Here is a 22,084-nt window from a genome sequence, read left to right as displayed (position 1 = left end):
ACGCCGACGTCGGGCGACGCGGGGGGCGGGGCGGACGGCGTGCGCGACGCGCAGCCGGAGGCGAGGGCGACGGCGGCGCCGCGCACCACCGCGCGGGGGAGGAGGGCGGGGGGTCGCACGGGAGGCGGTCGTCGGGGGGAGTGCGCACGGGCATGACGTCCGTGCGCGGGCCCAACGATGCGGTCGCCGCGCGGTCGCGTCAAGCAATCGCGACGCGCCGCGCGCATGAACGGCGCGTCAGCGACGCGCCGGACGCCTCACCGCGGCTCGAGCCGGATCTCGAACAGCGTCGGCCACCACTTGCCGGTCACGAACAGCTTCTTCGTCGTGGTGTCGTACGCGATCCCGTTCAGGACGTCCTCCTTCCCGGTGCGCTGCGACGTCGGCAGGATCCCCTGCAGGTCGACCCAGCCGACGACGCTCCCCGTCGCGGGGTCGATGCGCGCGAGCAGCTCCCCCTGCCAGATGTTGGCGAGGATCTGCCCGTCCACCCATTCGAGCTCGTTGAGCTGCGACACCGGCGAGCCGCCGTCGCGCACCTTGATGACGCGGCGCACCGCGAAGGTGCGCGGGTCGAGCACGCGCAGGCTGTCGCTCCCGTCGCTCATGTAGAGCGCGGTCCCGTCGGTGGTCAGCCCCCACCCCTCGCCGCGGTACGACAGCGTGTCGCGCGGCTGGAAGGTCGCGAGGTCGTACACGAACGCGCGCTGCGACTTCCAGGTGAGCTGGTAGAGGCGCCCGCCGAGCGCGACGCTCCCCTCGCCGAAGTACGGGGCGGGGATCCCGCGCCGCTGCTGCACGAGCCCCGTGCGGTAGTCGACCTTCCGCAGCTCGGAGGTCCCCTCCATCCCCGTCGTCTCGTACATCTGCCCGTCGACGAAGAAGAGCCCCTGCGTGAAGGCGCTGGTGTCGTGCGGGTAGCGCTGCACGACGACGCCGCGCACGGTCGGCGTGCCGGAGGTCGGCGTCGGCGCGGGGGCCGGCGTCGACGGCGTCGCGGGCGCCTGCGCGGTGTCGACGGGGCGCGAGGACTCGCCGCCGCAGGCCGTGGCGAGGATCAGGAGCGCGGAGGCGCGGCGAAGCATGGTCACGGGCGCTTGGCGTCGGCGGCGAGGCGCGCGAGGAGCTCGAGCGCCTGCATGGGAGTCAGATGATCGGGGTCGAGCTGCTGCAGGGCGACGACGACGGGGTGCGGGGGGGGGGGCTCCGCGAAGCCGAACAGCGCCAGCTGATCGGCTGCCGGGCGTCGAGCGTCGAGCGTCGAGCGTCGAGGGGGGCGACGAGGCGCTCGACGCTCGACGCTCGACGCTCCCTCCTCGTTCAGCGCGCTCGCCATCTGCGCCCCCTCCCCCTCGAGCAGCGCCAGCACCTCCTTCGCCCGCGCCAGCACCGGCGCCGGCAGCCCGGCCAGCCGCCCGACCTCGATGCCGTACGAGCGGTCGGCGCCGCCGTCGACGAGGCGGTGCAGGAAGAGCACCTGGTCGCCGACCTCGCGCACCGCGACGGTCATGTTGCGCACCGCGGGGAGCTCGTCGGCCAGCGCCACCAGCTCGTGGTAGTGCGTGGCGAAGATCGTCTTGCAGCCGACGCGGTCGTGCAGGTGCTCGCTCACGCTCCACGCGATCGACACGCCGTCGTACGTCGACGTGCCGCGCCCGATCTCGTCGAGCAGCACGAGCGAGCGGCGGGTGGCGGTGTTGAGGATCGCGCTCGTCTCGGTCATCTCGACCATGAAGGTCGACTGCCCGCGCACGAGGTTGTCGCTGGCGCCGACGCGCGTGAACAGCCGGTCGACGAGGCCGAGCGTCGCGCGCGTCGCCGGCACGAAGCTCCCCACCTGCGCCATGAGCTGGATCAGCCCGACCTGGCGCAGGATGGTGCTCTTGCCGGCCATGTTCGGGCCGGTGAGGATGACGAGGCGCGACTCCTCGACGAGGCGCACGTCGTTGGGGATGAACTTCTCGCGCGCCATCATCCGCTCGACCACCGGGTGGCGGCCGCCGACGACGTCGAGGTCGAAGCCGTCGGTGAGCAGCGGGCGCACGTACCCCTCGCGCTCCGCGACCTCGGCGAGCGCCGCCAGCACGTCGAGCTCCGCCAGCCGCGCCGCGACCGCCTGCAGCCGCGCCACCTCGCCGCCGGCCCGCGTGCGCAGCGCCTCGAACAGCGCCCGCTCGCGCGCCTCGATCCGCTCGGCGGCGCCCAGCACCTTCTCCTCGTACTCCTTGAGCGCGGGGGTGACGTAGCGCTCCCCGCCGCTGAGCGTCTGCCGCCGCTGGTAGTCGGCGGGAACCCGCTCGCGGTGCGCGTTGGAGATCTCGAGGTAGTAGCCGAAGACCCTGTTGAAGCCGACCTTCAGCGACTGGATCCCGGTGCGCGCGCGCTCGGCGGCCTGGATCTCGGCGATGGAATCCTTGCCGCCGTCGCGCAGCGCGCACAGGTCGTCGAGCTCGGGGTCGTGCCCGGGCGCGATGGTGGGCTCGTCGCCGAGCTGCAGCGGCGGGCGGGCGACGAGGGCCTCCGTGATCGCTGAGCACAGCGTGCCGCAGTCGTCCCAGCGCGCGGCGACGTCGGCGAGGCGGCCGAGCGTCGAGCGTGGAGCGTCGAGCGTCGAGGGAGTCCGCTCGACGCTCGACGCTCCACGCTCGACGCTCATGAGGCGCTTCAGCGCCTCCGCGACCGCCGGCAGTCGCCCCAGCGAATCCCCCAGCGCCCGCAGCTCGCGCGGCGTCGCGCGCCCCGCCGCGGCCTTGGACGCGAGCCGCTCCACGTCGCGCACGCCGTCCAGCGCCTCGCGCAGCTGCTCGCGCGCCAGCGCGTCGGCGGCGATCGCCGAGACGGCGTCGAGGCGGGCGTCGATCGCGTCCTTCCCGACCAGCGGCGCGAGCAGCCACTGGCGGAGCAGGCGCGCGCCCATCGGCGTCTGCGTGCGGTCGAGGACCCCGAGCAGCGTCCCCGCGCGGTCGCCGTCGGCGCCGGGGCGCAGCGACTCGACCAGCTCGAGGTTGCGGCGCGTCATCTCGTCGAGCGGCATCGTGCCGCCCGCGCGCTCGACGGCGGGGCGCTGCAGGTGCGGGAGCCCGCCGGGCTGCAGCTCGCGCAGGTAGCGCAGCAGCGCCCCCGCCGCGCCGACGGCCGGCGCGTCCTCGGCGCCGAGCCCGAACCCCTCGAGCGAGTGCACGGCGAACTGCCGCCGCAGGTCGTCGCCGGCCAGCGACGGGTCGAACTCCCACGCCTCGCGCTCGGTCACGAGCACGCCGTCGAGCGCGCCGAGCGCGCCCGGGTCGTTCCCCTTCGCCAGCAGCAGCTCGCGCGGGGCGAGGCGGGCGAGCCAGGCGTCGGCGTCGCGGCGCGGCGCGACGGCCACGCGGAACTCGCCGGTCGAGACGTCGGCGGCGGCGATCCCCACCTGCTCGCCGTGCGCGGCCAGCGCGCACAGGAAGTTGTGGCGCGTGCCGTCGAGCAGGTCGTCGGCGAAGGCGGCGCCGGGGGTGATCGTCTCGATCACCTCGCGGCGCACGATCCCCTTGGCGAGCTTCGGGTCCTCGACCTGCTCGCAGATGGCGACGCGGTAGCCGCGCGAGACGAGGCGGCGCAGGTACTCGGCGCACGCCTTGACCGGGATCCCGGCGAGCGGCACCTCGGCGGCGCCGCCGTTGTTGCGGCTGGTGAGGGTGAGGCCGAGGACGCGCGAGGCCAGCTCGGCGTCCTCGTAGAACATCTCGTAGAAGTCCCCTAAGCGAAACCACAGGATCGCCCCCGGGCTCTTCGCCTTCAGGGTGCGCCACTGCGCCATCACCGGGGTGTCCGGGCTTACCGCTACGGCCATGGGCTGCTGACGACCTGCGCCTGATCGAGGTGCCGCTCCCGAGCGGGCGCCGGGCGCGCGGGGGTGTGGAGGGGCCCCAACCCGAAAGATAGCGCGTCCCGGCCCCCCGCCATCCGGCCTGGCCGGGCGGCCACCAGAAAGGCGCCTTTGGGGCTCCCGAAGATAGAGAGAAAGCTCCATCCCTCTTGAACAAAGGAAGGCCGACGCCACCCGCGGGTGGCGGACCGACACGACGTGACGTCCCGACGACGTACTACCCGACCCAATGGCCGGGATCCTACCGCTGAAGTGAGGGGTCGAGGAGCGTCGCGTCGCCGTCTTTACCGGACCAGGCGAGGAGGAGCGAGTGATGGCTGACGAGGAGCGGGGACCCCTCGAGGACCAGGACGGCCCGATGATGACGCTGATCGAGTTCGCCCGCGCGTGGGGCTACCGGACATATGCCGAGGCGCTCAACGCGTTGATCGCCGGCGAGATCCCGGCACGACGCATCCGGGGACGCTGGTACGTCACGCGGACCGATGCGGACCGGCTGCTGCTGCACCGTCATGGCGGGGCCCCGCGGTGACCACAGCGACCAGCAAGCGGAGCACACGCGTTCGCCTGTCGCCGTGGGGGCGACACGTCCTGCAGCTCGTCGTCGAGGAGTGCGACACCCCGGTGCTGACGACAGCGCGGATCGCGGCGATCGCCACCGAGTACGGCCTCGACGCCGCGCGGGTCGAGTACCTCGTCGAGCGCGAGCTAGTACCGCTCGGGTGGGTCCGCCGGGAGTAGTCAGCGATCGAGGGGAGCCGGGCACCACCGGTAACGGTGGACGTCGACAAGCTGGTAAGCGCGCCGCCCGGGCGCGCCCCAGCGCCGGAGCACCGGTCACCGGGGGAGAGGCTGCCTTGCGCCCCGCGCATCACGAGCGCGCCTCCCGGTGGGCCACCGGGGCTCGGCGACTAGTTCGGAGGGTTCCGGGGCCACAGCGGGGGGTGGTGCTGGAGGGACGAGAGCGCGTGCTGGTGAAGGTGACCATGACGCACAACGGGATCACGAACGTGGCCACGAGCTAGACGATGAACAGCACGCAGGAGGACCGCGTCGGCGAGGTACGCGCGGCGATCGCGGCATGGGCCGCAGACCGAGCCCAATTCGCCTGGTGGGTGACCGCCTCACGCTTGGGGCGCGCCCAGGACGACTACGTCCGCCGCGCGATGGAGTGCCTCGTTGAGATGGCTGCGTCGCGCGCCGGCGGACCAGTCCCGTACGTGTACGTCGTCGAGCACGGCGACATGTTCGGGCGGCCCCACGGACACGTGCTGCTCGGCGGAGCCCCAGGCCTAACGCAGTCGTGGCTCGAGCGCGCCCTCGGCAAGACGTGGGACGTGCGCGCCGAGGCGTACCGTCCGGCGGGCGGAGCCGAGACATACGTAGTCAAGCAGCTGGCCCGAGACGACTTCGAGTGGTCCTTCTGGTTCCCCGAGCCCCCGCCGGCCACACCGACACGCCCACCCCGCGGGCATCGTGGCGGTCGCGATCGTCGCCACCCCCGACGTCGAGGACGCGCGCGCGGAGGGTAAACACCTTAGCAACTGCGGATTCCGGCGCACCGGGACGCTCCAGCCGTCCGGGCGGGTGCCGCCGTTAACCAGCACTGGTCCTCGACTCCCCCGGGGGGTGCGACCGGAAAAGTTACGTGCGAACCCGAAGTGCCCCCGGGGCAGAACGCCTTTCCCGCGCACGACTTGGTCAGCGCCGTGGCGACCTCGGAGTGCAAGATGACAGGCAGATCGGCGATGACCACTGCAAAACCCGTTGCCGGGGCTCTCGCACGATCAACGCACCGCCGCAGTGGCGCGAGACGACGGCAACCCCGCGTAGGCGGCGCAAACTTGTCGACGGCGTTGCAGGTTGTTGCGTGTTTTTGGGGGCTACGGGGGCGCCCGAGGCGCGCCGGAACACGCCGGCGCACCGACCGACTCAAGGCGCCTGCCCCAGACCAGCCGGCCCGTCGCGTACAACCAACAGCGTCGACTGGAGTAAGAGTGCGGCGACCACCAGCGCAACCGAACGGTGCCCGCTGGGTGGGCTCACTGGGGGCGCCGGCTAAAGTGGCGTTGCACCTGTCGGGCGGCGGCCGCGCAGAACGGCCCGTTGCCCGGGATTGATTCGGAGCGCACCTTCTTGCATCGGTCGCTTGGTCGCCGCGACGCCGCGGCTCAGCATTCGTTCTCGGCCCCGGAGCCGGATGATCTCTCCGCGTCGCCTCGCCGCAGTCGCTGCACTCGTCCCCGCCGCGGCGCACACCCAGGTCGTGCGCGGCCGCACGCTCGACGTCGCCGGCGCGCCGCTGGCGAGCGCTGTTGTCGCACTGGTCGACGCATCGGGGCGGAGCGTGGGCGGCACGCTCTCGGGCGACGACGGCGGCTTCGTGCTCCGCGCCCCCGCTGCCGGCACCTGGCGCGTGCGCGCGGAGCGCGTGGGCCAGCGGACCGCGCTCTCGGAACCGCTCGCGCTGGCGGCCGGCGACACGGCGAGGGTCGTCCTCACCCTCGCGCGCGCCCAGCGGCTCGCCGCCGTGCGGGTGAACGCGCGCGAGCGCTGCCGCGTGCGCCCCGAGGAGGGCTCGCGCGCCGCCGAACTGTGGACGGGCGTGCGGCAGGCGCTGGAGGGGGCGGCGCTGGCGATGGACACGCGGCGCGTCCCCTTCTCCCTCGAGCGAGTCGAGCGCACCCTCGACGGCGACGGCGTCGCGCTGCTCGGGGAGCTGCGCACGATCGACCCGACCGGCGTCCGCCTGTTCGAGAGCGCCGACCCGGCGGAGCTGCAGCGGAGCGGCTGGGTGCGCTCGGCGACCGACACCGTCGGCATGATCGAGTTCCACGGCCCCGACGCGCGCACGCTGGTGAGCGACGCGTTCGTCGAGTCGCACTGCATGCGCGTGGTCGCCGCGCCGCCCGAGCGGGGGGCGCAGCTCGGCCTCGCCTTCGAGCCCGTGCGGCGCGGTGGCCGCCCGGTCCCCGACATCCGCGGCACGCTCTGGCTCGACGGCCCGACGGGCGAACTGCGCGAGCTGGAGTTCGCCTACGTCGGCCTCGGCGAGATGCTGCAGCGCCACGCCCCGGGCGGCCGCGTGGGCTTCGGGCGCCTCCCGACCGGCACCTGGTTCGTCGACGGGTGGCGGCTGCGCATGCCCGCCTACGAGGAGGGCTTGGAGCGCGGCACCTACGACTACGCCGGCATGCGCGAGGTCGGCGGGCGCACGCTCCTCGAGGGCGACCTGCCCGAGGTGCCGCCTAACGTCGCGCGGATCGTCGGCCTCGTCACCGACAGCACGACCGGGCACTTCCCCGTGATCGGCGCCCGCGTCGAGGCCGAGGGGACCGGCTACGCGTCGATCACCGACATCTACGGCAACTTCCGCATGGAGCTGCCGGCGCACGACTCGGTGCGCCTGCGCATCGCGCATCCGCGCCTCGCCGCCCTCGGCGTGCCGGCGCGGGTGGGCGTGCCCGTCGCCCTCGGGCGGGAGTCGATGCTGACGGTCGGCCTGCCCTCGGGGGCGACGGTGCGCCGCGCGCTCTGCGGCGCGCTGGCCGACAGCGCGGGCGCGGTGGTCACCGGCGCGCTGTGGGACGTCCGCCGCGTCGGCTACCGCACGGTGCTCGACTATTCCCGTCCGCTCCGGGCGCGCGACGTGTCGGTGACGTGGCCGAAGGACGGCGGGACCGAGTGGGCGATCTCGACGCCGCTGGAGTCGCGTCGGACCGTGACCGACGCCCGCGGGCATTTCCACGTCTGCGGCGTCCCGCCGAACACGCGCGTGCGCGTCGTCGCGGTCGACCCGTGGTACGTCGCCACGCAGCCGTTCGGCGTCTCGGTGCTCGAGATGGGGCGGCAGTCGTCGCAGTCGGATCCGGAGCGAGAGCAGGGCCCAGCGCCGATCTCGGTGCCGGTGCCCGGGCGGGTCCCACCACGGCCGTAACTAGAGCGACGGCAACGTCGGACGAGGGCAGGGTGCCGAGATGCGCATGACCGTAGTCAGCCGTTAGAACGTCTGCTTGCTCTAGGGCGGCCGCGAGCGCGCGCAACGACTACGCGGACCGCCGCCGGCCCCTGAGGCATCCGTCCATTGGCGCCGGCCGGCCGCGCCTCGCTCGACGTGAGACGCGGCGGCCAGCGGCGGCCAGCGGCGTCCGCTGGGGCGCGACCCGGGCACGCTGCCCGGCACGACGGGGGAGCTGCAGTGTGCGCCACAGTCGATCCCCCATGGCACCCGCGCGGCGGGCGGCGGCCCATGACACCAGCGACGACCCACCGCGCCCTGCTCACCGAGCGGGTCGGGCCGTTCGTCTCCAGCGGGAACGCCACTTGGTGCGCGCGATCACCATGGTGGAGGACCGGGCGACTTTGATGCGGCTCATCCGCGTCCTGGCGTTGCGCAACGCCGACGACCCCTCCACGCCTTCAGCGCTCGCCTGGGCGGAGCGGCCGCGCGCCTGGCTCGTGGCGCCGCCGGTCCTCCCGCCGCCGTACCACGTTGGCGGGGAGCCCGCCAGTGATACGGGTTTGGATACCTGACACGTGCCGGCGAGTGGCCGGTCGGGCGGAGGGGGATAGCCGCCGTGTCGCTCGGCTGCCGCTATCGGGCGGATAGTGGCACAAAACCCAACTCTTGGGTTATCATCGCCCGATGCCAACCATCGTGAAGGAGGACCCCTTCGTCGTGAAAGTGCTGGGTCCGCCCCGAGAGCACCCCCCTCCTCACGTCCACGTGCACGTCGGCAAGACCGGACTGGTAAAGATCCGGCTGGCCCTGCCGGACAACCCACTCAAGGTGTGGGAGGTGCACGGCGGGGTCGACAACGCGACGGTCATTCAGGCCGTGCGGTTAGTAGAGCAACACGAGGCGGCGATCCGCGCCGCATGGGAGAGAATCCATGGCAACTAAGCCCCTGACCGACGAGGAGATCGTCGCACAGATCGCCGAGGCGCGCGGTCGGGCTCAGCACGCCCAAGCGACGGAGCCGCACGCGGCAACGGCGCACTTCGATCCCGCCACCCGCCTGCTCGTGGTCGGGCTCACCAACGGCGCGGGATTCGTGGTTCCGATCGCGCACTTGCCCGAGCTGGCCGACGCGACCGACGCGCAGATCGCCGCGGTCGAGGTCGGGCCGGCGGGCGTGGGCCTGAGCTGGGACGATCTCGACGTAGACCTCACCGTCGCCGGCTTGGCGCGCCTGGTGTTCGGCGACCGCGCGCTCGCGCAGGCCGCGGCAGCACAGGCGGGGAGCGTGCGCAGCGCGGCCAAGGCCGAAGCCGCGCGCGCGAATGGCGCCAAGGGTGGGCGCCCCCGAAAGCCCAGCACGACGAATCCGGAGGACGCGATGCGGTGGCAGCTCGAAGAGGCTGCGCGCTTGGCCGCGCGCGCGGCCGCGGGGCCCCGTCGCCGTCGCTTCTGGTTCCGGCGCCGGGCGGCGGACGTCGAGATCGTGCCGGCCAAGGAGGCGAACGACAGGTCGGTGGTCGCCGCCGAACGCGTGATCGAGCAGGCGCTCGCGAAGGGCACCAAGGTCGTCGTTGTCAAAGGCGGCGTCATCAAGGGTGGCACCAAACGGGTGGTCATGAAGAACACGGCAGAGGCCAAGAACAGGTCAGTGGCCGACCAGCCGGCGAAAGGCCCGAAGAACAGCTGAACGACGCCGAGCCCGCTGCGCACGACCCCAGCCCTCTCTACCGGGCTGGGGTCGTGTTGCTGTGGACATTAGGAGCCGTCGCGTCCCGATATGGACAAAAAGGCTCGTCGACCCCATCTTGGCGTTGTGTGCGATAACTGTCCTTCTCGCACCAAAGCCTAGGGGGCCACACGGCAGAGGCCGCCAAGCCCGCGGACCCGCAGGTCGGAGGGAGCAGACGGTGAGTGCCAGCGCCCCGCACACCCCGGTCGACACCTCGGCGCCGTCGGAGACGGTGTTGCCGGTCCCGGTCTCTTCGGCGACTGGCGGCATCGCCCCGCCCCGACCGCTCTTCCGGGCGGACGAGCTGGCGGTGGCCTACGACTACGCCGATCGCGCGGTGGCGCCGGCGACGCTGCGCGCCTACGCGGCCGACTGGCGGGTGTTCGTCGCCTGGTGTGAGCCCCGGGGGCTCTGCCCCATCCCTGCCCTCCCCGAGACGGTGGCGGTCCACATCGCCGACGAGGCGAAGCGTGGCCGCAAGCCGTCGACCATCGGCCGGCGGCTCGCCGCGATCCGGGCTGCGCACACCGCGGTGCAGCTCGAGCCCCCCACCACGGCCGCCGTCGTCCGGCGCGTCGTGCACGGCATCCGGCGCGAGCACGGGACGCGCGCCGACAAGAAGTCGCCGGCGACCGTCGAGCGCCTGGTGGCGATGACCGCCCACTGCCCGACGACGCTCACCGGGAAGCGCGACCGCGCGCTGCTGTTGCTCGGCTTCGCCGGCGCGTTCCGCCGCAGCGAGCTGGTGGCGCTCGACGTGGCGGACCTGGAGGAGGCAGCCGACGGGCTGCGCGTGCTGGTGCGGCGCGGCAAGACCGACCAGGAGGGCGAGGGCGCCGTGGTGGCGATCGTGCGCGGCCGCGACGCCTGCCCCGTGGCCGCCGTGCGGGCGTGGCTCGCCGCCGCCGGCATTACCGAGGGCGCGGTGTTCCGCCCGGTTAGCAAGGGCGGGCGCGTGCTCGACGGGCGCCTCGCGCCGTTCAGCGTCGCGCGCATCGTGAAGCACTACGCCGAGCGGGCGGGGCTCGACCCCGACGCGTTCGCCGGCCACTCGTTGCGCGCGGGGTTCTTGACCAGCGCCGCCGAGCGCGGGAAGCCGCTCGACCGCCTGATGGCGGTCAGCCGCCACCGCCGCGTCGACACGTTGCTCGGTTATATCCGCCGGGCCGACGACTTCCGGGACCACGCGGGCGCGGGGCTGCTCTGATGCCTGACGTTACGTGGTGGATGGCGATCAAGTACGGCTGGCAGGCGGCCAAGCACGTGCGCACGATGCAGCGGGGCGTCGACGCGCTCCCCCAGCGGCAGCGGGAGGTGGCACTGACGAACGACCTGCAGGCGGTCCAGCAAGACCTGGACGAGGCGCGCGCCGCCGAGCGCGCGGCTGTGCGCAACCGGGACACCGCACTCGCCGAAGCGGCGGCGCTGCGGCACGAGCTGGAGGCCGTACGGCGCGAGCTGGAAGGCTTGCGCCGGGAGCTGGCGGCCGCCGGCGAGGCCGCACGCGCGGCCGCCGCGACGCGCGAGGAGATGCGCCTGGAGGGGCTGGTGTACTGGCGCTACCGCAACGGAGTGCGCGAGGCCGGGCCGTTCTGCCCTGTATGCTGGGGACAGCAGCGGCACGCGATCCCGCTGCAGGACCTGGGGAACGGCTACACCGTCTGCCAGGGGTGCCAGAAGTTCAATATGCGTACGCCGGGCTACGTGGCGCCCGAGTCCCAGGAGAACTGGCGACAGCCGCGCGACGTGACCGACGGCGGCAGCAGTAGCAGCAGCTGGTGGAACACGTACTGACCGTCAGAACGCGAGAGCGCGCACCCTAGTCCGTCGACCACCACTCTGCGGCTTCCGTGGACAAGATTGCCGAAACCCTCGGGGCGATCCTCGACCAGTTCAAATCCCCACGTGCCGCCGGGACGGTCGTCCTCGGGGCCGCGATGTTCGGGGGCGCCGCTGCCGCCTTCCACGGCCCCTACCTGCGCGCGATGGCGCGAGTGCCTGCCCTCGGTTCGACGCCGATCATCTTGGCGCTGTTCTGCGTCGCCCTCGCATGTGCCGCGCTGCTGATGTACGGGGGGACGTGGGCTGTGCGGCGGGTCCAGGCCCACGGAGCTGCGAGGGAGCGCGCCCGTGCGGACGCGGAACGCACGGCGGCCACCGCGCGGGAGCAATTCGCCAAGGAGCGGGCGGCGGCCGAGAAGGCGGAGGCGGCGCGTGCCGAACGCCGTGTGCGGACGATGGACCTGCTGCGGCACTGTACCGACAAACACTTCGAACTCCTCGAGAGCCTGAACGCTCCTGGCGGTGCGGCGCGACCCCTCGAGTGCAGCTGGGAGACACAGGAATTCCTCACCTCGAACCAGCTGGCGGAGCGGGCCATGTCGGTGGTCGGACGCGGGGACCTGTATCGGCTGCACGCGGACACCGCAGGCACGGTACAGGAATTCCTCCGGGAGCGGAGCCGGCGTTCCATCCAGCACGCGCTCGACCGGATCGACGAACACGGTCGAGCCGTGCTGGATCTGTTCGCGCAGCCCACCCCCCCGTCGGGCGAACCACTCCACCCCGTCTTGCCGGCCGCGGTCTACGATGCCGCGCGGCGCGAGCTGCACAGCGTGGTGCACGAGGTCCACGTTTCCGCGCCGGACCTGCCGCGCGACCACGTGCGGCCCGGGTGGCAGCTCGACAAAGACGCGGTGGACCTGGTGGAGTCAGTCTTGGGGCGGTCGGTTGAGCGCACGACGGTGCCGCTCGACCTCCATCGCATCCTTTCCAACGTCAGCAGGGGATCGGGGACCCGGAGCGGGTGGGGGTGAGGAGCTGGGCGTCATCCCCAACCCTCCCGCCCGACCACCGATGAGCGACCGGTACGTGGTTGGCGCCCACGCCGACTTGCTCCCCCGGGAACGCCGGCGCGGACACGGCGTCCTGGCGCGCGGCGACGCGACGGCGCCGGTGTCCTTCCTCATTGACGGAAGTTTGCACCGCCCCAGCGAGCGCTGGGACCTGGAGGTCACTCGGGCGGAGCCGGCGCACGCGCCGTGGCTCGCCGTCCTCGACGGCGACGATGCGGCCCCGCTCACCCTTCGGGGCCGGGACAGCGGGGGGAACGACGTGCTGCTGCCAGAGGTGCACGCCGGGACGTGGACGGGCGCGCACATGACTGGCTTCGCGTGGGACGTGCGGATCAACTGCGAGCCCTATCCGGCGGCACTGCCCGAGCAGTACGTGTCGATCTACCTGACGCCAACAGGCCTCGCGGTTCCGCGCCCTGAGTCCGTGGTCAAGAGCACGTCGGGAGAGATCACCCGCATCCCCGAGAGCACGATCGAGGATCGGCCCGACGACAACCTGTCGACGGCCGCCGGCGTGGCCCGCCTTACGCTCGAGTACCGGTGGGAGCGCGTGGACATCGACGGGGTCGAGGCGGACGTGCGCGTGCCCGTCCCGGCGCTCCACCTCGTGGTGGCTGATGACGTGTGCGCGGCCGACCCGATGGTGGTCATGCACGCCGTGGACGAGGCGATCGCGGACGTGCTCGACGTGCTGTCGTTCCTGAGCCGGCGCTACGTGCGGTGGACCCGAATGCGCTTCACCGGGGTGCGGCGAGAAGGCGACCGCACGATTGACTACCAAGTCAGCAAGTGGCGGCGCACCATCGGATCGTCGCGCCCCCGCCGATCACGCGATGGTCTGATGGTGCTACCGGGCCGCATGCCCTCCGACGCGCTCGACCACATGCTCGGGGCGTACCGGCGCCGGGAGCACCGGTCCCTGCGGGCGGCGATCGTCTACGTGTTGGCGGCGCGCGAGCCCGTCCACCTCGAGTCCCGCTTCACCAGCGCGTTTACGGCGGTCGAGGCCTTGCTGACGGCGACAAACGCGCCCGACGAGCGGCCGGCGGGCAAGCGCGCAGCAGACATGTTCGCGCGCGCCGCGGTACGCTGGGACGACCTGTGGCCCGGGGGCACGGAGCTGGAGCCGGCCCTGCTCGCGCTGTACAAGCGGCGGAACCTGTTCGTCCACGAAGGCCTCTTCCCGGACGTGGACCACGCGCACATAGGCACCCAGCGTCTGGTGCACCTCTGCGAGCGGATGCTGTTCGCTCTCATGGAAGGCGACACGGAGTGGCTGGCTCCCCGCTTTGGGGACGCCGAGACCGCCTGGCTCGCGCGTCAGCCGGTCTGAGTCGATCCGGCCGTGCGGCCGTATCATAGCGGGCGGCGCCCCGATCGGCGGGAGCGGAGGCGCCCGCGTAGCCGCCATGCCGTATCCTTCCACGGCATTTAAGGATGAGGCGGCCGAGGATGTGGTGGGGGTTCGAACCCACTACCTCCTGCACGGGAAGCCACCGCTCTACCAACTGAGCTACGCATCTCAGGACGACGCCCACCGCCCGTCGAGAAAACGGAGGTTAGGGGTTCGAATCCTGTTACCCGAGCTGCCAGGGGAACGCTTCACACAGGCCGATTGCGCACCCCGCGCGCCGCAGCGACACCCCTCCCGTGCGCGATCGAACGATTTCGCACTCGGACGTGATCTCCCTCCCACCCCGACTCCACCATGGCCCGCCACCTGACCTACGTCGTCCTGACGCTCGCCGAGACCGGCAGCGCGGACGCGCTCCGGGCGATCGGCACCGTGCGCGCTCCGAATGCGCGTGCCGCGCGCCGGGCGGCCGAACTAGAGTGGGGCGACCAGGCAGCCCCGGCGCGCTGGGTCCGGACCGTCCCGGCGAGCGCGTGCCGACCCACACGCCTGATCGAAGCGCTTGCCGCCGAAGGCGCGTCGCTGCTGCGCACCTCGCGTAGGGGAATCGTGGATGGCGGCGCCTGATGTCAATCCCGCCGAACGCCCATTTCCCTACGTAGCTCGGCGATCGCGATGCGCGCGCGCTCACCACTCCACGCTAGAACAAAACTTCAAACGACTTAGCCGCAAGTTGACAGGATGCCTATCCCGTAAGGCGTGGTGCATACTTCTGGACACGCTCACGCCTCAAGGAATTTCGCGTTCGCCTCTTGAGCCGCGAGCTGGCACCAACTAGAATCACCGGAACTTCCCGACACCGAACGGCGACAACGACGCAGGGACCCACGGCGCAAGCCGCGGGATCTCCGTTGATGTCGCCGTTCCGCGTTTCGGTGTTCGTCGGTCCGCACAGCCAGAGCGAAGGAGGTAGTCAGCAGCAGCCACGACCAAAAAAAAGACGCCTGCCGGTCCGCTCACTTTCGAGGGCGGGAGGACCGAACAGGCGCGGACAGAGCCGCACCGAACAAGCGCCGGTGTGGGGCTGCTGCCTTGCCCTAAAGGTAACGCCCCATCCGGCGAACCTCCACATGGAGCTGCCGATGAGGAGCAGGAAGAAGGCGAAGCCGTACTACGAGATGCCGCGCACCACGCCCCACACGAAGACGCCCACCGTCTTCGAGCGCGCCACCTACGGGATCGGTCACTACGTAGACCAGCGCGGGCTCGACGGAGCCACGCCGTCCGAGATCCAGCTGACCCTGGCGCTGAATAAGCTCCCGCACAACGTCGACGCGCTGACCCTGGAGCGCGCCGGGCTCGTACGCGCCGGATTCCACCGCCGTGGCCAGGAGGTGTGGGCGGTGCGCGGGGCGGACCTCACCCTGATGCACGTCTTCGCGGGGATCGCGCCGGTCGAGCCCCCGTTGGCCGACGGCGACGGGATAGACCGCAGCCCGGAGGCAGAGACGAACTAGGACGCCGCGTCGCGTGGGATTAGGGGGATCGAGCCCCGGACCCGCGCGACGTCGTGCTGTTCGTGCAGAAGAACATGAAGCCGATCGACGTGTTCGTGCTCAAGAAGGGGATGGTGGACGAGGAGGCGATCGTCGAGGAGGCGATCGTCGAGGAGGCGATCGTCGCAACCTCTTGCGCGATCGGCGCGGTGGTCCGACCTCCTCGCCCGGGCCATCCGTCCTGGCAGAGCCGCGCCGCGCGCGCGTTCACGTGGCGGCCGGGCGCCTCCGCCTGCCGGGTCGTAAAAGGCCGTTGACTCCGGTCAGAACCTCGTCCATGGTCGACTGGCGCCGCGGCCTCACGCCCGCACAGCAAGAGCTACTGCTCGCGCGTGCCGCCGCGCGCCGCGCCGCCCGGGCCGCCACGGACGCCGCGCGCTTCGAGGCCTACGCGCGCGCCTTGTTCCCGCACCTCCTGCCGACCGCCGAAAAGATGGAAGCCGAGGATGCCCACCCGAGTGCTCCAGATAGCCGCGCGTGAAACCCTGCCCGCGCAACCGCGCATCGTGTACGTGCGGAAATCGTCGGAAGGCAAGGGAACGCAGTTGCTGTCGCACGAGCAACAGCTCGAGCGCATCTACGTGAAGTACCCGCCCGATACCATCGCGCGCGTGTTCCGCGACTCGAAGTCAGGCAGAACGTTCGACCGGCCGGGCTTCCAAGAGATGCTCGCGTTCTGCCGGCTGCACCATCAGCCGCGGACCGCACCCGGGACGATCATCATGTACGACCGCTCGCGGTTCGCCCGGGCGATCATCCCGGGCACCGAGCAGACCGACTGGCTCGCGTTCGACAAGCAGCGGGTCGCGTTCGGCGAGGCGGGCTGGGAGCTGGTGTTCCTGAGCGAGCCGACGACGGGCAGCGACATCGGCGATCGGATCATCGGCGCGATCCAGACCGAGCAGGCGTCCGAGTACAGCCGCGTAATCAAGAAGAACACGATGCGCGGGCGAGAGAGCGCGGCGCGGGCCGGCTATTGGTCGGCAGGTGCCGCGCCGTTCCCGTGCGACCGCGCCGACGCGCGGACCGGGCGCGTCCTCGCCGACGCGCAGCGTGACGAGCGGGGCGCCGTCGTGCGCGACGAGGACGGCCGGCCCGTGCGCCCCGCCGAGCGCGTGCAGCAGGGCGCCAAGGTGGTGCTGGTCCGGAACGAGGAGAAAGCGCGGCACTGGGAGCACGGCGCCGCGCTCCTCGTGCGCGGCGAGCCCTGGTCGGTGGTCGTCGCCTACTACGACCGGCACGTCAACACCGCGCGCGGCACATCGCGCTGGACACGGAAGGGGCTGCGCGAGATTTACGAGAACAAGGCGCTGGTCGGCGTGGTCACACGGATGATCGGCGGTGTCCAGGTGACGGTCCCCGCCGTCTGGAAGCCGATCATCGCCCCCGACCTGTTCGACCGCGTGCAGGCCGAGCTGGCGCGCCGCGACCAGAAGGACGGGCTGCGCGAGCGGCGCCCCGAGTCGCGGTACTTGGTCCGGGGCATGACCTGCGCCCACTGCGGCGGGCGATACTTCGGCGGCCGGAAGTACGGCGGCGGACGCCAGACGCAGCGTCAGTACCAGCACGAACAGCTGGAGCGCATGGACCGCGAGACCGAGGCGCGGGCGCGGGGCGCCGGGTGCAAGCACTACATGATCCCCGCCGACGTCGTCGAGCAGACGCTGCGCGAGGCGGTCGTAGACGCTGTCGGGAGCCCGGGCTGGTCGCAGGCCATGCGCGAGCTGTTCAGCGAGGCCGGCGCGCACAAGCAGCGGACCGAGGCGCTGGTCGAGGAGTGGCGGGCTACGGTCAAGACGGCGCAGGCCGCGCTGGAGGCGAACCTGGCCGCCCTCGATCATGCGTCGCCGGAAACGCTGCCGCTGATCCTCGCCCGGGTGGACACGAAGAACCGCGAGGTGGCGGAGGCCAAGCGCGAGCTGGCGGCGGCCGAGGCGTGTGTGGCGACGGCGGGCGGCGCCTGGGACCGCGTCGCCGGGCTGGTGTGCGAGACCTTACAGATCGAGAAGGCTTGGGCGGCCGGCGACCTGGCGGCGGTCGAGAGGACGTTCGACTGGTGGGTGCACGCGCTCGCCTTGAAGTGCACGACGGTACCCGGCCGCACGAAGGGCACGGTGACCCAGAAAACCTTGCTCGTTTGGCTCAGGACGTCGCCGCACGCGCCGGTCGAAATGCGCCTGCCCAGCGGCCGGCATCCGTCGAAGCCCGACACCGACCCGGACCCGGGTTCGGGCGACAGCGGCGCGCGCCGCGGTCCTCGTACGTCCCCGCCCGCCCCGTCGTCGCCGACGTCGCCCGCGAGCGGATCAGATGCCTCGGGTGGGGCTAACGGCGGTTCTATTCGTAGAAGTCCCCCACGCGCGCGAACACGATGGCGCCCTGGCTGGACGCCTTGGCGGCCCGCCACTGCTGCATCAGGGGGGTTTCCTGCTCCGTCGCCGGCATGGTCGGAAGGTAACCGGGCCCGGGTGGGCTGTGCCGCGGGGGCCGGGGGGCGCATTCTTGCAGCCGGCCGTCCGGCCCGTCCGCCCCCACCCGAGCCCTCCGGAGTTCCATGTCGCGCGCCGTCCGCCGCCTCCTGCTCGCCCTCGCGCTCGGTCCCGCCGCGGCGTCGGCGCAGACGACCACGACGCACGACTACGCCGGCTGCCTCACGCTGCCGGCGTTCGGCGCGACGCCGTTCGCGTGCGGCACCGGCACGGCCGCCGTCGCCCAGGGGCCCGCGATGCCGACGCTGCTCTCGGTGAATGTCCGGCTCGAGCTGTTCGGCCGCGCGGCCGTCGGCCCGTACGCCGGCGCCGACGAGTTCCGGGGCGACCTCGCGCTCGCGGGCATGTTCAATCCGATCTTCCTGCTGAACCCCGGCGTCTACACGTTCTTCGCCAGCGACGTCCGCCACTTCGGGCCCGACCTCGGCCCCGGCTGGTCCCCCGACTGGCTGGGGATCACCCTGCTCCTCCCCGACCCGAACGACCCGACGGCGATCCTCGGCGGGCCGGGGCAGGCGGGGCTCCTCCTGGACCGCGTCGGCGGCGGCGCGTCGGTCGTCCCCGAGCCGTCCACCTGGCTGCTGCTCGGCACGGGGCTGCTGGCCGTCGGCGGCGTCGCGGCGCGGCGGCGCGTGACCTGACGGTACGCACGGCTCGACGAAGGCGAGCGGCGGCGACACGAGACGCGAGGGGACCCGATGTCGGGGTCCCCTTTGCGTTCCGACCAGCGCTCGCGGGAGCGCGCCACGCAACGGGGCGCCGCGATGGTGCGCGGCCAGGATACCCGAGCGGAAGGATGCGAGCCGGAATCGGGGTCGCGTCCGGTCCGGGTCCCATGGACGAGCTCGCAACCTTAGATATCGGGTTGCCGTTCCCCATCCCCCCGCACCGCCGGAGCCGCGCGTCGTGTCATCCCGTTCTCCCCGTCCTTCGCGTGCAGCACTCGTCTGGTCGGTGCTCGCCTCCGCGGCCACGGCCTGCGGCGGGGACTCGACGGCGCCGACCAGAGAGACGCCGCCCGTTCAGGTGGCGTCGGTCGTCGTGGCCGGCGCGCCGTCGGCGCCGGTGCTCGTCGGGAGCACCGTGCAGCTGATCGCGACGCCCCTCAACGCGAGCGGCGTGACGGTGCCGACCGCCACGCTGACCTGGCGCAGCAGCGACGCGGCGGTGGCGACCGTCAGCGCGGGCGGGCTCGTGACCGCACTGGCCCCGGGCGGCGTGACGATCACGGCCAGTGGGCCCGGCGGTGGAAGCGGCACCACGAGTCTGGACATCCGCGCCGGTGCGCCGCTCGGACCGGACGGGGGCACGGCGTCCCTGCTCGGCGGTCTGGTGACCGTGACGGCGCCGGGGGCGGCGCTCGCGCAGACCACTACGCTGCTGCTGCGCCCCGCCCCCGACGCGCCGACGGCGCCGCACCTCGTCCCGGGCACCGCGTTCGAGCTCGGCCCCGAGACGCTCGCGTTCAACCGCGCCGCCACGCTCGCGATCCGCTACGACCCGGCGCGCCTTCCGAGCGGCGCGGTCGAGAACGGGCTCCAGCTGCACCAACTCTTCGCCTCGGGGTGGGTGGTCATCCGGGGAAGTCGAGTCAACACAGCCAACAAGACGGTCAGCGGCACCGTCGTGCGCGGCGCGACGTACGCGGTGCTCACCACGCCCGTCAGTCGCGTGACGCTCCGCGGAGGACTGGTCGGGGGCGCGCTCTACGTGGGCCAGTCCGGGCAGCTCGGCGCGGTGATGCTCGATTCGTACGGCGACACGCTGACCGGCCGCCCCGCGGCGTGGACCAGCTCGAACCCGCAGTCGGTCACGGTCGACAGCGCGGGACGCCTGTCGGTCGTCGCACCGGGTGAGGCGACGATCACCGCCACGAGCGACGGCAAGTCGGCGACGACAACACTCCTCGCACTCGCGCGACCGACCGCGGATTGGAGCCGCGCGGCCGAGTGGACGACGTTCCAGGGCGGCGTCCGACACGCGGGACACGTGGCGGCGACGCTCGACCCGGTCACGTTCCAGGAGCGGTGGGTGGCGCCCGCGGCCTCGGGCATCCGCCTGCACCAGCCGGTCGTCGGCGACGGCAGGGCGTACGTCACGACGACCGCGTACTTCGGCGCCCAGCGCTTCGCCGCCCTCGACCTGCAGTCGGGCGCCGTGGTGTGGTCCCGCGACTTCGGCGCGATCCACTCGGTGAATCCTCCGACCTTCGACAACGGCACGGTCTTCGTGATGACCGGCGGCCACCAGGACTCCTTCCTGTGGGGGCTCGCGGCACGCGACGGGGCGGTGCGCTTCCGGACCGCGTACGGCAACCAGTGGTCGCAGTACGGGGCGCCGCTCGTGCTCGGCGACGGCGTGTTCTCCGCCGGCGGCTACTACGGCGGGATGTACCGCTTCGACGCGCGCTCCGGCGCCATCGCCTACGAGCGCCCGGCGGTGTGGGCGGACGGGTGGAGTCCGGCCGCATCGGGCGGGCAGGTGCTCGTCCCCACCGGCAGCGGGCTCGCGGCGCTCGACGCGGCGAGCGGCGCGACCGCCTACACGGTCGGCGACAACCGACTCACCGCGGCGACGCCGGTGGTGGGCGGGCTCGGGAACGCGCTGGTCGCCACGAGCACCAACCTGATCTCGGTGGACCTGCAGCGGCGCGCGATCGCGTGGGCCCAGTCGGGCAGCTTCGGCGGCGCGGCGGCCGTCGCCAACGGCGTCGTCTACGTGGTGAACAACCGGCAGGTCGAGGCGCGTCGAGAGGGCGACGGGACGCTGCTCTGGGTCTGGGTGCCGCCGGCCGGCGCGGCGGCCGGACCGGTCGTCGTCACCGACAATCTGCTCTTCGTGAGCGTCGCCGCGGGCGACTCGTTCGCGCCCACCGGCGCCACGTACGCCCTCGACCTCTCCGCCCGGCGGCAGGTCTGGTCGTACCCCGCCGGCGGACAGCTCGCGCTGAGCGCGCAGGGCGTGCTGCTGATCGCCCAGCAGAGCGGGAGCGTCGCGGCGATCTCGGTCCGGTAGGGCGCCGACGTCGCACGACTTCGCCGGACGGACGAACGGGAGCCCCGCGCGGGGCTCCCGTTCCTCGTCCTACCGCTTCACCAGCTTCGCCCCCGTCAGCACCCCCAGCCCGCCGAGCGTCGTCTGCGCCGCGTTCAGCCCGAGGCGGAAGTCGGCGTCCGAGAAGTTCTCGTACCTGTCCGTCGGCTGGTGCCAGTGCGGGTCCCACCCGCCGCCGACGTGCGCCCCGCGCTCGTTCTCGCGCAGCGAGATCGACGGGATCAGGTCCTGGAACGGCGTCGAGTCCGTGTTCGTCATGTGCGGCCCGACGGTCGCCGGGTAGTCGGTCGCGTACTTCCCGTTCGCCGCGTGGAGCGCCCACGCCAGCTGCGACGACGCCTGCGCCATCTTCGACTGCATCTGGAACTCGATGTTGACGTCCGCCTCGGGGCGCTGCTGCGGCGACATCGTCCCGTCGGCGCGCGGCATCCCGTGGTCGAACAGCATCATGTCGTGCTGGATCATCCCCAGCCACTTGGGCTCCGGGTACCGCCCCGACCCCGCCGGCTCCTCCTTCCCCTGCAGCGCGGCCCGCTGCGCGACGTACGCGCGCGCGCCGTTGAGCCCCGTCTCCTCGTTGTTCCAGAGCACGAAGCGGATCGAGCGGTCGGTCCGCACGTCGGGGCTGCTGAAGACGCGCGCCAGCTCCATCACCAGCGCCGTCCCCGACCCGTCGTCGTTCGCGGCCTCGCCCCAGCCGATGCCGTCCATGTGCGCGCCGACGATGTACATCTCGTCCGGCCGCGTGCTCCCCACCTTCGTGCACCACACCTGCTGCCGCTGCCCCGGCGCGCTCGGCTGCGCGTTCAGCGCGCGGAGCCGCGCGTCCGGCTGCGCGAGCGAGTCGTTGTTGACGCCGATCCCGGCGACGGTGCCGCGCAGGCGCGCGCCACCGGGCGCCGAGGTGGGGAGGCGCTTGTTGCGGCGCGGGTCGGGCGCGGCGGCGTTCGCGGGCTGCGGCGGGTTGAACTCGTACGTCAGCCGCTCGGTGTTCGTGCAGCCGTAGCTCTTGAGCTGCGCCTCGATCCAGTCGAGCGCCTGCCGGTTGCGGTCGGTCCCCTGCCGCCGGTCGCCGAACTGCGTCAGCCCCTTGATGGTCGCCTTGTACCGCTCGAGGTCGAGCCGGGCGACGAGCGTGCGCACGTCGTCGGGCGCGCTGGCGCGCGGCGCCGGCGCGCGCGCCGCGAGCGGGGCGGGGGCGGCCGCCGGCGGCGGCGAGGG

General features: G+C 72.6%; 19 protein-coding genes. 15 read left to right on the top strand and 4 right to left on the bottom strand.

What is annotated here, in order from left to right:
- Nucleotides 1–257: 257 nt before the first annotated feature.
- Both PYV61_RS05120 and mutS read right to left on the bottom strand, forming a co-directional pair.
- On the bottom strand, nucleotides 258–1,085 hold the full coding sequence (locus tag PYV61_RS05120; RefSeq protein ID WP_275828967.1) for a glutaminyl-peptide cyclotransferase: 828 nt from the start codon (nucleotides 1,083–1,085) through the stop codon (nucleotides 258–260).
- 2 nt (nucleotides 1,086–1,087) lie between these two features.
- The gene (gene mutS / locus PYV61_RS05115) at nucleotides 1,088–3,829 is read right to left on the bottom strand and encodes a DNA mismatch repair protein MutS (protein WP_275828965.1); all 2,742 of its coding nucleotides are present in this window, start codon (nucleotides 3,827–3,829) and stop codon (nucleotides 1,088–1,090) included.
- A 349-nt stretch (nucleotides 3,830–4,178) separates the two neighbouring features.
- Between mutS and PYV61_RS05110 the strand changes: the two genes are divergently transcribed.
- The 14 genes from PYV61_RS05110 to PYV61_RS05045 all read left to right on the top strand — a co-directional run bounded on the left by PYV61_RS05110 (nucleotide 4,179) and on the right by PYV61_RS05045 (nucleotide 18,450).
- Entirely contained in the window at nucleotides 4,179–4,397 is a 219-nt protein-coding gene (locus PYV61_RS05110) for a hypothetical protein (protein ID WP_275828963.1), read from the top strand.
- Nucleotides 4,398–6,065: 1,668 nt separating this feature from the next.
- Complete coding sequence (locus PYV61_RS05105) at nucleotides 6,066–7,802, top strand: carboxypeptidase regulatory-like domain-containing protein (RefSeq protein WP_275828961.1); 1,737 nt, start codon at nucleotides 6,066–6,068, stop codon at nucleotides 7,800–7,802.
- Nucleotides 7,803–8,510: 708 nt separating this feature from the next.
- Nucleotides 8,511–8,768, top strand: a complete 258-nt coding sequence (locus PYV61_RS05100) for a DUF4160 domain-containing protein (RefSeq protein ID WP_275828959.1) — start codon at nucleotides 8,511–8,513, stop codon at nucleotides 8,766–8,768.
- Entirely contained in the window at nucleotides 8,758–9,513 is a 756-nt protein-coding gene (locus tag PYV61_RS05095; protein WP_275828957.1) for a DUF2442 domain-containing protein, read from the top strand. The genes PYV61_RS05100 and PYV61_RS05095 overlap by 11 nt, the downstream gene beginning before the upstream one ends.
- 352 nt (nucleotides 9,514–9,865) lie before the next feature.
- Nucleotides 9,866–10,762: a site-specific integrase gene (locus PYV61_RS05090; RefSeq protein ID WP_275828955.1), complete on the top strand. Its 897-nt coding sequence runs from the start codon at nucleotides 9,866–9,868 to the stop codon at nucleotides 10,760–10,762.
- Complete coding sequence (locus tag PYV61_RS05085; protein ID WP_275828953.1) at nucleotides 10,762–11,349, top strand: hypothetical protein; 588 nt, start codon at nucleotides 10,762–10,764, stop codon at nucleotides 11,347–11,349. Before PYV61_RS05090 ends, PYV61_RS05085 begins: the two co-directional genes overlap by 1 nt.
- Nucleotides 11,350–11,405: 56 nt before the next feature.
- Nucleotides 11,406–12,371 carry a hypothetical protein gene (locus PYV61_RS05080; RefSeq protein WP_275828951.1) on the top strand — a complete coding sequence of 322 codons (966 nt, stop codon included), beginning with the start codon at nucleotides 11,406–11,408 and terminating at the stop codon, nucleotides 12,369–12,371.
- 40 nt (nucleotides 12,372–12,411) lie between these two features.
- Nucleotides 12,412–13,743: a hypothetical protein gene (locus tag PYV61_RS05075; RefSeq protein WP_275828949.1), complete on the top strand. Its 1,332-nt coding sequence runs from the start codon at nucleotides 12,412–12,414 to the stop codon at nucleotides 13,741–13,743.
- Between the two features lie 375 nt (nucleotides 13,744–14,118).
- Nucleotides 14,119–14,391, top strand: coding sequence for a hypothetical protein (locus PYV61_RS05070; protein ID WP_275828947.1), 273 nt, complete (start codon nucleotides 14,119–14,121; stop codon nucleotides 14,389–14,391).
- Between the two features lie 515 nt (nucleotides 14,392–14,906).
- Complete coding sequence (locus tag PYV61_RS05065) at nucleotides 14,907–15,281, top strand: hypothetical protein (protein ID WP_275828945.1); 375 nt, start codon at nucleotides 14,907–14,909, stop codon at nucleotides 15,279–15,281.
- Between the two features lie 53 nt (nucleotides 15,282–15,334).
- On the top strand, nucleotides 15,335–15,577 hold the full coding sequence (locus PYV61_RS05060; RefSeq protein ID WP_275828943.1) for a hypothetical protein: 243 nt from the start codon (nucleotides 15,335–15,337) through the stop codon (nucleotides 15,575–15,577).
- Between the two features lie 20 nt (nucleotides 15,578–15,597).
- A complete protein-coding gene (locus tag PYV61_RS05055; protein ID WP_275828941.1) occupies nucleotides 15,598–15,801 on the top strand; it encodes a hypothetical protein in 204 nt (67 codons plus the stop codon).
- Complete coding sequence (locus PYV61_RS05050) at nucleotides 15,779–18,067, top strand: recombinase family protein (RefSeq protein ID WP_275828939.1); 2,289 nt, start codon at nucleotides 15,779–15,781, stop codon at nucleotides 18,065–18,067. The genes PYV61_RS05055 and PYV61_RS05050 overlap by 23 nt, the downstream gene beginning before the upstream one ends.
- Entirely contained in the window at nucleotides 18,046–18,450 is a 405-nt protein-coding gene (locus tag PYV61_RS05045; RefSeq protein ID WP_275828937.1) for a PEP-CTERM sorting domain-containing protein, read from the top strand. The genes PYV61_RS05050 and PYV61_RS05045 overlap by 22 nt, the downstream gene beginning before the upstream one ends.
- Before the next feature lie 381 nt (nucleotides 18,451–18,831).
- Here PYV61_RS05045 and PYV61_RS05040 read toward each other — a convergent pair whose 3' ends face one another.
- Nucleotides 18,832–19,038, bottom strand: a complete 207-nt coding sequence (locus tag PYV61_RS05040) for a hypothetical protein (protein WP_275828935.1) — start codon at nucleotides 19,036–19,038, stop codon at nucleotides 18,832–18,834.
- A 103-nt stretch (nucleotides 19,039–19,141) separates the two neighbouring features.
- On the opposite strand from PYV61_RS05040, the gene PYV61_RS05035 reads away from it, so the two are divergent.
- Nucleotides 19,142–20,824 (top strand): PQQ-binding-like beta-propeller repeat protein, encoded by a 1,683-nt coding sequence (locus PYV61_RS05035; protein ID WP_275828933.1) that lies wholly within the window; start codon nucleotides 19,142–19,144, stop codon nucleotides 20,822–20,824.
- Nucleotides 20,825–20,893: 69 nt separating this feature from the next.
- Here the strand turns inward: PYV61_RS05035 and PYV61_RS05030 are convergent.
- Nucleotides 20,894–22,084: M20/M25/M40 family metallo-hydrolase (locus PYV61_RS05030; protein ID WP_275828931.1), on the bottom strand; the 1,191-nt coding region annotated here is incomplete at its 5' end.

The sequence above is a fragment of the Roseisolibacter sp. H3M3-2 genome, assembly GCF_029211165.1.
GTDB lineage: Bacteria > Gemmatimonadota > Gemmatimonadetes > Gemmatimonadales > Gemmatimonadaceae > Roseisolibacter.
Note: the sequence above shows the minus strand (reverse complement) of the source record. Positions and strands in the feature narration are given on the sequence as shown.